The sequence below is a fragment of the Acidithiobacillus sp. genome, assembly GCF_027322205.1.
Lineage (GTDB): Bacteria > Pseudomonadota > Gammaproteobacteria > Acidithiobacillales > Acidithiobacillaceae > Acidithiobacillus.
This window is the reverse complement of the sequence record NZ_DAHVHY010000055.1, coordinates 1-12,796: the sequence shown is the minus strand read 5'-3', so window position 1 is coordinate 12,796 and position 12,796 is coordinate 1. Positions and strand designations below refer to the sequence as shown.

18 protein-coding genes are annotated in these 12,796 nt (G+C 51.5%); 8 read left to right on the top strand and 10 right to left on the bottom strand.

Annotated elements, in window-relative coordinates:
- A partial coding sequence (locus M7F93_RS08870) for a type II toxin-antitoxin system RelE/ParE family toxin (protein WP_298172162.1) occupies positions 1-302 on the bottom strand: 302 nt, incomplete at its 3' end.
- Positions 299-568: a ribbon-helix-helix domain-containing protein gene (locus M7F93_RS08865; protein WP_298172159.1), complete on the bottom strand. Its 270-nt coding sequence runs from the start codon at positions 566-568 to the stop codon at positions 299-301. The genes M7F93_RS08865 and M7F93_RS08870, both read right to left, overlap by 4 nt.
- A gap of 832 nt (positions 569-1,400) precedes the next feature.
- Between M7F93_RS08865 and M7F93_RS08860 the strand changes: the two genes are divergently transcribed.
- The gene (locus M7F93_RS08860; protein ID WP_298172156.1) at positions 1,401-2,282 is read left to right on the top strand and encodes a hypothetical protein; all 882 of its coding nucleotides are present in this window, start codon (positions 1,401-1,403) and stop codon (positions 2,280-2,282) included.
- Positions 2,283-2,734: 452 nt separating this feature from the next.
- Positions 2,735-4,354 carry a chloride channel protein gene (locus tag M7F93_RS08855; protein ID WP_298172153.1) on the top strand — a complete coding sequence of 540 codons (1,620 nt, stop codon included), beginning with the start codon at positions 2,735-2,737 and terminating at the stop codon, positions 4,352-4,354.
- Between the two features lie 700 nt (positions 4,355-5,054).
- Here the strand turns inward: M7F93_RS08855 and M7F93_RS08850 are convergent.
- Positions 5,055-5,297, bottom strand: a complete 243-nt coding sequence (locus M7F93_RS08850; RefSeq protein ID WP_298172150.1) for a hypothetical protein — start codon at positions 5,295-5,297, stop codon at positions 5,055-5,057.
- A gap of 304 nt (positions 5,298-5,601) precedes the next feature.
- Here M7F93_RS08850 and M7F93_RS08845 point away from each other — a divergent pair, with 304 nt between their 5' ends.
- Both M7F93_RS08845 and M7F93_RS08840 read left to right on the top strand, forming a co-directional pair.
- Positions 5,602-5,856 carry an AbrB/MazE/SpoVT family DNA-binding domain-containing protein gene (locus M7F93_RS08845; RefSeq protein WP_298172147.1) on the top strand — a complete coding sequence of 85 codons (255 nt, stop codon included), beginning with the start codon at positions 5,602-5,604 and terminating at the stop codon, positions 5,854-5,856.
- The gene (locus M7F93_RS08840) at positions 5,856-6,194 is read left to right on the top strand and encodes a type II toxin-antitoxin system PemK/MazF family toxin (protein WP_298172144.1); all 339 of its coding nucleotides are present in this window, start codon (positions 5,856-5,858) and stop codon (positions 6,192-6,194) included. Before M7F93_RS08845 ends, M7F93_RS08840 begins: the two co-directional genes overlap by 1 nt.
- Positions 6,195-6,257: 63 nt before the next feature.
- Here M7F93_RS08840 and M7F93_RS08835 read toward each other — a convergent pair whose 3' ends face one another.
- From M7F93_RS08835 to M7F93_RS08815, 6 genes are all read right to left on the bottom strand, one after another.
- The gene (locus tag M7F93_RS08835) at positions 6,258-6,551 is read right to left on the bottom strand and encodes a pyridoxal-dependent decarboxylase (RefSeq protein ID WP_298172141.1); all 294 of its coding nucleotides are present in this window, start codon (positions 6,549-6,551) and stop codon (positions 6,258-6,260) included.
- A gap of 47 nt (positions 6,552-6,598) precedes the next feature.
- Positions 6,599-7,693 carry a zinc-binding metallopeptidase family protein gene (locus M7F93_RS08830; protein ID WP_298172138.1) on the bottom strand — a complete coding sequence of 365 codons (1,095 nt, stop codon included), beginning with the start codon at positions 7,691-7,693 and terminating at the stop codon, positions 6,599-6,601.
- A 305-nt stretch (positions 7,694-7,998) separates the two neighbouring features.
- Positions 7,999-8,457, bottom strand: a complete 459-nt coding sequence (locus M7F93_RS08825; protein WP_298172135.1) for a PRC-barrel domain-containing protein — start codon at positions 8,455-8,457, stop codon at positions 7,999-8,001.
- Positions 8,458-8,481: 24 nt separating this feature from the next.
- The gene (locus tag M7F93_RS08820; protein WP_298172131.1) at positions 8,482-8,652 is read right to left on the bottom strand and encodes a CsbD family protein; all 171 of its coding nucleotides are present in this window, start codon (positions 8,650-8,652) and stop codon (positions 8,482-8,484) included.
- Positions 8,653-8,737: 85 nt separating this feature from the next.
- On the bottom strand, positions 8,738-8,917 hold the full coding sequence (locus tag M7F93_RS11965) for a Thivi_2564 family membrane protein (protein ID WP_366144747.1): 180 nt from the start codon (positions 8,915-8,917) through the stop codon (positions 8,738-8,740).
- A 111-nt stretch (positions 8,918-9,028) separates the two neighbouring features.
- Entirely contained in the window at positions 9,029-9,358 is a 330-nt protein-coding gene (locus M7F93_RS08815; protein ID WP_298172128.1) for a hypothetical protein, read from the bottom strand.
- Positions 9,359-9,971: 613 nt separating this feature from the next.
- Between M7F93_RS08815 and M7F93_RS08810 the strand changes: the two genes are divergently transcribed.
- From M7F93_RS08810 to M7F93_RS08795, 4 genes are all read left to right on the top strand, one after another.
- The gene (locus M7F93_RS08810; protein WP_298172124.1) at positions 9,972-10,589 is read left to right on the top strand and encodes an undecaprenyl diphosphate synthase family protein; all 618 of its coding nucleotides are present in this window, start codon (positions 9,972-9,974) and stop codon (positions 10,587-10,589) included.
- A 39-nt stretch (positions 10,590-10,628) separates the two neighbouring features.
- Entirely contained in the window at positions 10,629-10,784 is a 156-nt protein-coding gene (locus tag M7F93_RS08805) for a DUF3309 family protein (RefSeq protein WP_298172120.1), read from the top strand.
- 271 nt (positions 10,785-11,055) lie between these two features.
- Positions 11,056-11,400 carry a cyclic nucleotide-binding domain-containing protein gene (locus M7F93_RS08800; RefSeq protein WP_298172117.1) on the top strand — a complete coding sequence of 115 codons (345 nt, stop codon included), beginning with the start codon at positions 11,056-11,058 and terminating at the stop codon, positions 11,398-11,400.
- On the top strand, positions 11,393-11,779 hold the full coding sequence (locus tag M7F93_RS08795; RefSeq protein WP_298172112.1) for a Crp/Fnr family transcriptional regulator: 387 nt from the start codon (positions 11,393-11,395) through the stop codon (positions 11,777-11,779). The genes M7F93_RS08800 and M7F93_RS08795 overlap by 8 nt, the downstream gene beginning before the upstream one ends.
- A gap of 25 nt (positions 11,780-11,804) precedes the next feature.
- Here the strand turns inward: M7F93_RS08795 and M7F93_RS08790 are convergent, their stop codons facing one another.
- On the bottom strand, positions 11,805-12,170 hold the full coding sequence (locus tag M7F93_RS08790; RefSeq protein ID WP_298172108.1) for a tyrosine-type recombinase/integrase: 366 nt from the start codon (positions 12,168-12,170) through the stop codon (positions 11,805-11,807).
- Positions 12,171-12,796 lie beyond the last annotated feature (626 nt).

Sequence of the window (12,796 nt, the reverse complement as noted above, 5' to 3'; positions counted from 1 at the left end):
GTCATGCAGGATCGTTTCATAGTCCTGCCCGCCGTAGAAAACGCCGATGATGGAAACCACACATCGGTGTCCACGTCGAAGGCGATCACTGCCCGCTTCTTGTAGTTGCTGATGCGCAAGCCGGGCCTCACGTCATCGCGTCTGGTGCCGCGAAGGGGAAACGTGCGCAGACTTTCGCAGTAGCTCACGATGGCGTCGGTGTATGGCGCAGCAATATCGGGCGATGCCGCCTTGGCGATATAGCGGTAAAGCTCGGTTAGTTGCTCTTGGGCTTCCGGGCTGAATACGACGCGATAGCTCATCGTGTCTTGGCGTGTTCGGCGGCCAAGCGGGCACGCACCTGGTCAATGCTGACGGCGCGGGATGGATCAGCCTTTAAGGCGTCATAAGCGGGACCGGCCTGGTTGTATAGCCAGCTTTCCACAGCGCGATCCCGCGCCATCAGCGCCCGCAGTCCGTCCCGGATCACTTCACTCTCACTGGCGTACTCGCCAGAGCGTACCTTGGTCTTCACCACGTCTGCCATGTCGTTGGGCAGGGTAATGCTCATTTGCTGAGTGGTTCGCATGACTGACTCCTTTCATCATAATGGGATTAAATCCTACTCTGTTGGGTGGGCGGTAGTCCAGCTTTTCTCGAAACTCACCGTTCTGCGCAACCTGAACCGAGTCCCGCGAGCGAGCATGATCCTGGTGTGAAGTCGGCTTTGTTTTTATGCCTTACCCCCAAACCCCAGCGCCGCTCAGAGAACAGCAAAAAGACCAGCACAACGCCATCCTCCAGGACATAAAAAGACTGGCGAATATGAACAACACCAACTCACAGGAAACACAAGGGGGCAATCACTGATGGCATCCTCGGCTTATCTGCCGAAGAGATGTATGCACTCATGCACGAATTGATAAAAGTCTGACGGGCACCGTCCACGGCAAGCCGGTTCAGCACTTCTCCTTCACCTTTGGACTGGCATGAAACGTCACCACCCGCTGCGCAACAACTCTCGTGCCGTCACCACATGCTCTACTCCACCTGCCGGACGTGCCATGCCATGACCCCCCTGAAAAACATGGCATATTATCACTGTTTATAACGCTAATTGGAATAAGGTGGGTGGTCGGTGGTTTACGGTTGTCTATCCTATGTGATGCAAAGCACGGATGATACGTCGCGCTTGGTTTACCTTCCCTCATAGCCCCTGATTCAATGAGTTGGAAATGGAATAAGCAGTGTGAACATCTTTCTTACGCTTGCCGATCCCTATCCTGTGCTGGGTAACATGGGTAAAATGCCGATTCAGATGGAGACACTTGCTGTGCAGCGCAGGATCTCTGCAGGCGAGTGCTATAAAGACGGCAGGTTGTTCGGCCATATTTGTCTACACAGGCCGGCAACGGCTGCCTATGCTTAATTTCTGGGTCACTCGAAAAGGCCATGGCCATGCCACAACCATTGAAAAAAAACCGAACCACATGAGCAATGCTGCGCTCACCCCGCGCGAAGTGGATCCCGGCTGGTGGTATCGCTGGCCACGGGATGCGCTGGACCTGATACGCCGCCATCCGATGGGTTTTACGGGTGTGACGGTTCTCGTGGTTCTGTTGTCCTTCGTGCCGCAACCTTTTATATCAGCTTTTGTCAGTGTATTCATTGGGGGAATGGTCATGTCGTGGGCACGGAGCGCGGATCATCATTCAGGCGACCACTTTTGGGAGATACTGCGCGCCTGCGTCAGAGACACCTTCCACCTGGCCCGCGATATTTTTATTTACATACTGGTGATTGGCCTCATTATCATGGTAGTGGGGCATTTATCGCAGAACATGGGGTACGCGATGGGGGTTATTAAATCGACGCCCCCCAATCTCCTATGGACCCAAATACCGGCCTGGATTCGGTCATTCTTTGAGACCGCCCAAGCCGATCAACTGGTTTCAGCATCCCCATGGTTCCTGTTCATGCTTTACATTGCGCTCGCGGTGGGCCATCCAGGATTCGGCCTACTTTCGCATCAATCCATTACGGCCTTGTTCAAAAACGTCCCACCCTCTGTCACGTTCATGGGTTTGGGTATGGTGCCCAGCTTTATCGAATCGCCGGTGCACCATTGGGGATGGGGGTGGGGCGTACTTGTCGCCGGTTTTTGCTTGGCGCTTGTCAATGTGGTGCTACTGGTATTGGGGTATCTATTTGCGCGGGAAGTTTTTGAGGGGCAGAAGGAGAATGTACCGGCCACAGTGAAAGTGCCGGCGGGAGTACGGCGTGCGATGGTTTCATCGGGGTAAGAACCGCCCAGTAGCCGCCTGGGATTTGGTAATACAATGAATCCAAAAGCAAACGTTATGGAACACATGACTGACGAGGATTGCTCATTTCGCTTGATAGCGTGGATAGACATACTGCCTACTGATCAGGGTGGCAAGATACCACTCCTCATTCATAACTAAATCATGGTTTCTGGTCAATGGTGACGGAGGGTAATCTCCTTTATGGAGGCAACGCTGATCTCAGATCGCAACTGACAAACATGACACAACCCTCCAATTTTATGGAGTTATAACCGGGATCGCAGAATGACTAAGTACTATTTCCTTTGAATAGGTTCTCGACCATTGTGCGTCATATTTTCCTGCCGCACGCTCATGCCTTCGATTCTTCTGCCCTGACTTTCAGCCCAAAATTCTGGCTGCTTATTGTTATTACAGGAATCGGTGCCGGACTGGGAGCAGATGGCTTGATGGCCCTACTGACGACCGTCCAGCATGTCAGCTATAACTATGAACAGGGCTATTTTCAGACGGCGGTAGCACAAGTGTCCGCATGGCATCGGTTGGCCGTATTGATCGCAGCCGGACTGCTGGCGACTTTTATGGTTTGGCTGTTGCGTAAGTTGTCTCATGGCGCTAACAGCGACATTGTCCACGCTATTTGGTTTCAATCCGGACGCGTGAACTTCTGGCACACCATAGTTCAGGCCATGCTTTCTATGACCATTGTGGGGATGGGTGCTTCACTCGGACGGGAGGGCGCACCCAAGCAGGTAGGGTTGGCAATTGCCAGTGTGCTTTCCCGGTGGGGACGCCTGACATCGGCAGAAACCCGTTTTCTCGCGGCTTGTGGCGCCGGTGCCGGCATGGGTGCTATTTACAACGTGCCTCTCGGGGGCGCGCTTTTTGCGCTGGAAGTCCTGCTGGGCACTGTTGCTTTACCGCTTATTTTGCCTGCCATGACCGCTGCATTGATTGCTACAGCGGTGTCCTGGATCACGCTGCCTAACCAGCCCACCTACACTATACCGGTTTATTCGTTCCATCTGGGAGAGCTGCTCTGGACCCTTCTCTTCGGGCCAGTGGCTGGGGTCATGTCCGTTTTGTTTGTGCGGCTCATTATTTGGGTGGATGCCCATAAACCACAGTCTGGATGGCCCATGTGGGCACCACTACCCATGTTTGCCCTGCTTGGCATTCTCGCCATTCCCTATCCACAACTTTTGGGGAACGGTTTGGATATCACTGAGTTTGCCTTTAGCAATCAACTCCCGTTGCTCCTGATGCTGATTCTTTTTGTGCTGAAACCATTGGTGACAGCCGGATGTCTCGGTAGCGGCGCCCCGGGTGGACTCTTTACACCCAGCATTACCTACGGCGCGGTATTTGGCGGTGCTATGGGCGATTTATGGTCTTTTATCTGGCCCGGAACCCCAATGGGGAGCTATGCGGTTATCGGTGCCGGCGCAGTACTCGCTGCAACGATGCAGGCCCCCCTGGCGGCGGCAGTGTTGCTTCTGGAGCTCACCCACAATACGATGGCTATCATGGTCCCTATTCTGTTGGCTATCGCAGGTGCCATCATCACGGCGCGTTTACTGGATATGCGTTCCATTGAATCGGGTCCTGCCAGCATTCAGCCTTTTATTGAGCAAATCACAAAGCGTCCTTTACATACCGCGTTTAATGATCTGATCACCCCATCGCTGAATATTGTGCCAGCGTCGGCCAGCTATGGCATGCTTGTGCAGTGGATGACCGCCGATAATGCTCCACAAAATCTCTATGTGGTCGATCACAGTGGTAAGCTCGTCGGCGTAATTTCGTCAGAAAAGCTTTGGATGGCGGGCTTGCTAACGCGCACCATGGGTATCGCTGCGGCCTCTGATTTGAAAATGCCCGTAACCGCCATTAGATCTGATCAAAGCCGAAAAGAGGTTCTGCACCTGTTACAACAAACATTCTTTTCTCAACTGCCTGTGGTTGATGGTATCACTATGCAATATATGGGCATTATCAAGCAAAATTGTGACTGGTCAATCGGGGTTATAGACGGACGCTCCAGGCTATTCGCTCTGGCAGGGATTTGAGTATGCGCTGTTCGCTTGGGATGGCGACACAGACACTAGCGGGGCGTTTCATGCGTGTTTTTCTCATCCCAAGATACCAATCTGTATGAGGATTTGACTGGCCGGTGGCCTGATCATCGCTGGGTACATGCGGTACCATGGAAGCTATGAGGATGGCGGCGTGCTAGTTCACTTCGGGCTGATGGAAATGACAACTGGTAAGCGGAAACGGGGTGGAGCTATGATGTCCTGGTTGACCATAATGGAGCAAGTCCGATGAACACGAATGAAAAAGGTCTCACCAAGCTGGAATGGGTGCTGATTGTTGCCCTAATTGTTGTTTTGGTGGCGGTCGCGTTACCCCAGATCCACTAAAAACCGTTCCGTTACTAACCACTCACACGCCCAGCCAAGTGCCGGGCTTTTTTGTTTTCTGTCTTTAACAGCGCGGCTGAACACACGCGTTTAGACCAACTCCAACCGCCGTGGCCGCCGCGTTTTCCTCGGAATGGGCGAAGTCTCGGCGCATGATAGCGATGCTAATCTCCAGATTTCCCAAACGGCTCACGATTTCTTCCAGTTTATGCTCAATGCGATCCTGCCCAGCCTGAAAGCGTTTGAGGTGTTCCAGTATCAGAACCACACTAGCAGGTACAGCATGCCAGGCACACACAATAAAAGGCCCACAATTTATGTGGGCCAGAGCCGAGTAAGTTGTTTATTATTTCTTAACGCCGAATGTGCTGGCGTGTTTCTTGCTCGCTTCTTTTTCATGCTCTTTGGCAAAAGTCGAATGTCCGTCAGCTGAATGTGCCTGGTGCGCGGCACCTATAGGATCACCTGTTTCATAGAGCTTACTAGCTTCCTTGTGGTGATTCGCTGCCCGCTCATGGTGCTCAGCAGCTTCCTTATGATGCTCCTGTGGCTTCATTTTCGATGTCTCCTTCATTGTTTCCTGAGTCATGTGATGTCTCCTTTTATTAAGGTATAATAAACTAGATAGGATGAGTCAATAATGATACGACCCATGCGCAATGTAAGGTATTCTGTGGAGTATGTCTGTGCGCTTTATAACACATGAATTGACTGTCACTTAGGTAATGTACCGCGAAGGGTTGTGGGTGTGAGGTGATTTCGTCTGGGCACTCGTCCACTTTTTCAAAGGTAAAAAAGATTCCGCGGTTTTGGGTGTAGACCCCCTAGAACTGACCAGCTTTGCATCAGCGTTAAAATGAAGCTACAATGTAGATTCATTGACGGGGGTGGATATGAGCCAGACTAAAATTCAGAAGTGGGGCCACAGCATGGCGCTACGCATACCCGCGACTACAGTGCGGAGCTGGGGCGTCGGAGAAGGGCAAGCGGTATCATTGAATATTGAGGACGGGGCACTGGTGGTAAGACCCGCGCAAAAGCGTTACAGCCTGGACGAACTGCTGTCACAGTGCGATTTCACGCAACCCATGAGCGCGGAAGATCGTGAGTGGATGGATGCACCGCCCGTAGGCCTTGAGGATATTTGATGCGGTGGCCACGACGCGGGGAAATTTGGCAGGCCGACCTCAATCCAACGGTAGGCCGAGAACAACAGGGCCATCGCCCGATGGTGGTAGTATCGACAGAAGCTTTCAATCGCTCAGGTCTGGTGTTGGTTTGTCCTGTCACCCAAGGCGGCAACCAGGCAAGATTTGCGGGCTTTGCGGTCTCATTGATGGATTCTGGAACAGCCACACACGGGGTAGTGATGAGCAACCAATCACGTACCGTTGATCTCATTGCCAGAGGCGGTAAGTTTGTCGAGGTGATGCCTGATTACGTGGTCAGCGAAGTGATGGCCAAGATGCAGGCCATTTTGGAATGAAATATCGTAACGTCTCAAAATAACACAAAACGGTGGACACAGAACCCAGAAAAATCAGGCCATCTAGACCTGCCCGGCCATCGACCACCAGACAAACTGATGCAACTTATCGATCATGTTTTTATCGAAGGTTTCCGCCATGAGCTTCTCAGCTTCGGGCTCCATCCAGGTGGTGACGAAAGTGGCCAGATTCAGGCGCGCATTACCATCCACCATCAGCTCATCATGGATGGGCTGGTAGGCCGTCTGGGCGGGCATCTCTTCATCGGGCAGTCGATATTTAGATATGACTCTGTCCATAGTGCGTGAGCCATAGGTCGGAGTCAGGTCGCTGTCTTCTGTAAAGTGTTTAACCATGGTGGGCTCCTTGCAGGAATATCCTGCTCTGCTTCGGACTGAATGCGCTAAGAAACGAAGGGTGGAGGCCAACTCGTGAATCCTATGTTTCTTGAAGACCGGACTAAATGATCAATGAACGCCAATTTGTTAATGACGGTGTCTGGTAAAACAAATGGATACATATCCTGCTGGCCCATACTACGGTTCATACTGTTAAGAAACTGTGTCAGAGGTAGCCATTGATTAATCAGCAGACTCCGAAATGTAAGCGATTCCATCTCCGATCCCACGGTAGAAACTGATGTGCTCGGCTGATTATTGACATGGATACGTGCACCCCAACAATGGGCGGTTTCAAGAGTGTCCACGATATGTAAATAATGTGCCCAGCTTTCTGCCCAATCTTCCCAAGGATGCATGCTGGCGTAACCGCTGATGTAATTCAATTGCCAGTCCACAGGGGTCCCGGACTCGTAATGTAACCGCAGGGCCTCCTGGTAATCTTGCTCTTCATCGCCAAATATCGTGCGGAATGGCGTCAGCCAAGGACCATTGGCAATTAGATGATCCCAATAGAAATGCCCAATTTCGTGCCGAAAATGACCTAGCAGGGTACGGTAAGGTTCGCCCATTGACGTGCGCCGCGCATCACGTTCAGCGTCATCTGCCTCAACAATGTTCAAGGTGACAAGTCCTGAGTTATGCCCAGTTAAGACTTTTATGGTCGGCGTATCCTCAAGAAATTGAAAAGTGAGCCCGTTCTGCGGATCATCTGTCCGACTGGGAATTTGCAAGCCGAGAGTGTCCAGTGAATAGAAAAGGCGACGTTTTGCAGCCTCCAACAGATACCAGTAATGGGCATTACCAGGCAAACTCAATGTTGGAATAATTTCGGTATAGCGACAACTTCGGCACAAACATTTTTTATCCTCTATTGAAACCATCCAGTTGCAAACATGCTCTTTCACATTGTTGCGACATGGTTGATAACTCCGTGCAAGAGGTATACCTAATGGCTCCCACGTCCCATCTGGTTTAATTGCAAACACCGCCATTGTGCGCTGATCCGGCAAGTATCCTAATTGTGCACCACAATGCACACATTGTTCATTTTCAAAAAATATGAGGTGGCCACAATTCGCGCATTCAAATGTTTTCATGATATATCCTCAGTAAGAGCCGATTCAGAGGCGATTCAGAGGATTGAGTCGTGCTGCAAACCATCGAAGTGGAGGTCGACGCGCAGCGCAAGGTTTACCTAGTAGAAATAAAAATCCCCGCAGCAAGCTGCGGGGTATTCTCTCTGCCACTCTTTGATGGATTTCGCTGCAAGCAGAGGGGAATCTGACCCGCAGAGATTGAATCCGGCACACCATCGCGGGAGCATAATCAGAATGCCCAGGGTGCTCCTGTACTTAGGGCCGGTAGGGCTGAGCGCACCTGAAATATGCTGGGATGAGTTCGATTACATTCCGCGACCACCAAAGCCCCGATCATCCGTGTGAGCGGCTGCACCATAAAATGCATCTATGGATTCTGACCAGGCGCGGTCTATCATATTAGGCCACTGGTCCTTGTCAAATCCGGGCGCGTCTCTCAGGTAATCTTTCTCTACGTTCAGAATGAACCGCCTGTTCGTCGTATCGAGCGTAAGCGCAGTCCACGGTACCGCAAACAGTTTTTCTCCCATGCTCAGGAATCCCCCGAACGAAAGCACCGCATAGGCGACCTTTCCACTACGCATGTCCAGCATGATCTCCTTGATGCTACCGAGATCTTCTTCCTTCTGGTTATAGACGTCGTTGCCAATGAGCGTGTTAGCACCCATTAGCGCGGGAACGTAATCATTCCCTATGCGGGTCCCGGTAGTAGCGGATGCTCTGTTTTTGTATATCCCATAAGGATCACGTTCTTCATAGTTCATAGTGCTTCTCCTCATTAATATTGGTTATTTAGACAGCTTGGATTTTAAATCTCCAAAGCTGCCCTGAATTTTCCCTCTGATTTTTTCTACTCCCCCATCATGTTCCTGCTCTTTGCGGCCGGTAAGTTTACCAATCTCTTCTTTGAGCTTGCCTGTAGCCTCTTTATTGCGGCCTTTTACCTGATCTCTGTTCATGATTGCCTCCATGTTTCACTATTCGTAAACATTCTGTGCCCTCGATTGAAATATCGAGAAGAAGCACCCTTTCTGTGTTCGCTCTTTAACCGGAATGCAGATGAAATATGCCAAAATAACTGAGCAACCACATGATTACAACAATAACCACTACAATATTCAATATCGACTTAATCGAAGAGGCCATAGGTATGAAGCTGTTAATTAGCCAGAGAACCACTCCGACGATTATCAGAATCAATACCACATAAATTAAAGGAGTCATTTCTCTATCCCTCCAGCGATATCCGGCGTGCGGTACCACTTAGCCATTTTATCATCCACCTTCTATCCTTGTTGCCAGACAGGGCGAGTGCGGTGTACTCAACGATGGTGCCTAGTTTTTGGTGGTCTTTGCCTTTACGGAAGACATTTCATGCTTCAGTTTGACAATCTCCGCTTTTCCGGTTTGTATCCGCTTGGTCTCCATGGCAGCAGCTTTCTCGTTCTTGTGTGCTTTTAGGTAGGCTTCTCGCTTCATCATTTGCCGCTGTTCAAGTTGCTCGTGCCGCAAGTGCGCCTTCATTTGGATCATGGATTGGTTTTGCTGGGTAGCGCTGGGTGCAGCCCCCATCATTGGGCCTGCTGTTGCGGCAACCGCCTGAAGGGCGACCAGGCTGGTTCCGATAGCGATGGCACAGATCATGGTGATAAGACGACGATTCATGGTATGGCTCCTTCTGTATGTAGTTTCGAATGAACTCTCCGAGATCCAGCAGTTTCCCTGAGGTAATCTCGTTTTACGCATTATAGTCTGCAGGCAGAATATATCTTGCGTCTGTGCGCCAATTAACACAATTGCGTTAACTTTCTATATCATGATTCGTTTGTTAAGTGCTCAACATCAGCCTTTGTGCAGATACCGGAAACCTGCCACGCAAGCAGGCGGCTTGACAAGCGTCAGGCCCCATTTCTCGTAACGTTCCGTCATCTAATATGCGGTGGCCGTATGCTTCAGTCCAATATGTTAGCTGGAGCACATATTACTTGTCTGAAATGGTCTAGAAGATAATACACGGTGTTTTATGATTAGAATGGTGGCGTCACTGATTTATGCTACACTCTGGATGGGACAGTACACCGTAGTGTGCAAACAAGCCTCGCCTATCTGGTTCCAGGGATATAATTATTACATGCAAGGGAGTTGCGAAAATTACGTGATGAACATCAGCCGTCAAGTTATAACTCCTTGCATTTGATGCGGTCATGGAGTGCGCATTCGGCTCATTGTAGAGTGATGATCTCTGCTTGGGCGTTAACTGGATAGACAAAGGGAGCCCATGGTGAAAAGAAATATTCCGAGACATGTTGGATTTATCCCGGACGGGAACCGTCGCTGGGCCACTAGCCAAGGTCTACGGAAAGAAGCCGGCTATGCGCACGGCGTGAACCCTGGGCTACTGTTGCTCGAAAGGTGTAGGGAGTATGGGATCGGCGAGGTGTCTGTCTATGGGTTTACTCAGGACAACACTCGGCGAGTCACAATCCAGACGCTAGCATTCAGAGAGGCCTGCGTTAAATTTGCCTTTGAAGTTGCACGGTGCGGCGCAGCAGCACTGCTTGTTGTTGGCGATGAGACATCGGTACAATTCCCTGATGCGTTAAAGGAATTTCGGCAGCGCCGTGGTTCTGGGATGAAAGTGAATTTTCTGGTCAACTACGGTTGGGAATGGGACCTGGCTGGTCTTGGCTGTGGTGGTCTGCGCTCAAGTGACGTCTCACGCATAGATTTGATCGTACGTTGGGGCGGGGGGCGGAGGTTAAGCGGTTTTCTTCCTGTTCAATCGGTGTATGCAGATTTCTATATTAGAGATGAATATTGGCCTGATTTTGATATAAAGCATTTAGACAAGGCGCTCGATTGGTATAATAAACAGGACAGGACGCTAGGAGGTTAAGTAGTACCACATTAATGGTTACCTACGTGAGGACTTGACATGATTGGCATAATTCTTCTAGTGATACTCGTTATGATTCTGTTTGGCGTATTTCCAGCATGGCCACACAGCAGAAGTTGGGGATATGGTCCGAGTGGTATCGTTGGCGTAATACTTGTCGTATTAATTATACTACTTCTTCTTGGCAGAGTGTAGGAAAGTTCAAAAAACTCTCTATAACGGTGAGCCTCGAGGTCATCGCTGTTCTTGATGAGGATACAGACACCCCTCGAAGATCAACGAGGGGCCACGCATCCCGCCTTCCCCACAAATCCCACCGCCCTGTGGACGGCTCGTTACCGCGTAACGACCAGCCAGCGCACGCGCCAACTTGCCGACGCTTGCAGCAGGGTACAACCACAACCAGATGGCCAAATGCTATAATTTCTACGTTATCAAAACCAAAGTAAGTTAGGAGCCGCCGCCTATGTCTTTCGCGCACGACCCGCGACAGAACTATCTACTTGCAGCGCTGCCGTCCGATGATCGCGCAGCAGCCCTCTTTCCCCAACTGGAGCGGGTTCAGATGCCATTGGGCATGATGATCTACGAATCTGGCCGACCCATACAACATGCCTACTTCCCTACCACGTCCATCGTGTCCCTACTGTACGAGACAGAGGACGGCGGTTCCGCAGAAATCGCTGTGATCGGCAATGAAGGTGTTGTCGGCATTACTCTCTTCCTTGGGGGGGGGGGTGACCAGCAGCCAAGCGGTTGTGCAGAGCGCTGGTTACGGCTATCGACTGCCCGGCCAAGCCCTGATGAATGAATTCGCACATGACGCCCCATTCCAGCGACTCCTGTTGCAGTACACGCAGGCATTGATAACGCAGATGGCGCAGACTGCAGTGTGTAACCGGCATCATACGTTGAATCAGCAGTTTTGCCGCTGGCTGCTGCTGAGTCTCGACCGTCTGCCATCCAATCGTTTGGTGATGACTCAGCAACTGATTGCCAATATGCTCGGTGTGCGCCGTGAGAGCGTTTCAGTGGTCGCCGGACAGATGAACAAAGAGGGCTTGATAGATTATACACGGGGCCACATTACCGTGCTGGATCGTGCAGGACTGGAAGAACGTGCCTGCGAATGCTATGCCGTGGTCAAGGCAGAGACGGATCGCCTGCTATCGGATATTGCTCAGCCTTGAAATAAGTGCTTAAGCTGATCATCATTCATCCCATCCTCTTCGCCAGATCCTCCGCCCTGAGATGAGTATATCGTTTCAACATCTGCAATGTCTTGTGGCCGGTAATCGTGGAAACTTCCATGGGGTTGAAGCCTTTCTCGAACAAGCGGCTGGTGGCTTCATGGCGCAGATCGTGGAAGGTGAGGCCGGTGATGCCTGCCCGGCGACAGGCGCGCACGTAGGATTCATGGATGCCATTATACGTAGTACCGAACACACCCGCTCGTCCAGATTGCGCGGCAGGGCTTCCAGCGTTGCTATGGCACGACTGGACAGCGGCACATCGCGGGCGTTGCCGTTCTTCGTCTTGGGCAGGTGCGCGGTGCGCTTTTTCAGATCCACTTCTGACCATTGCAGGCCGACGCTGACCTTGATTTGCAGGTGTTTCCCGTCGGCATCCAGCGCACCGGATGGATCCTGCTTCCACGTCTCGACGATCTCGCCTGCCCGCATGGCGGTTTCGATGGCGAAGATAACGCATGGGCGCAGCCATGGATTGCGTGACTTGTCACACTCTGCCAGTAGCCTTTCCTCTTCGTTATCGACCAACCGTCGATCCCGTCCTTGTGGCAATTTGGGGTTACTCACAAAGTCCGCCGGATTTTCCAGGGATTCCATGCCCCACTCACGGCGTGCGACATTAAACAGATTAGAGATGACCGCACGGTGCAGGCGGATGTGATTGGCGCTCTTGCCCTCGGCTTCCATAGCCCTGATCTCAGACGCCAGATCCTTCCCACGTATCGACGCCATGAAGCGGGACGCGATGGGGCGCGCCATCCATGCTTTGACGTACCAGCTTTCACCTTTGGATTTTTTCTTCGGGGTGACTTCCGCCAGGTATCGCTCCAGGCACGTCTTGAGTGTAGTGCTCTCTGCTTCAGACCGATCCCGCCAGATGCCACGGTCCATCTCTGATTCAATGCCCCGTGCCCATGCTTCCGCGTCGCGCTTTGCTCGGAAGGTCTTGGTCTGTGA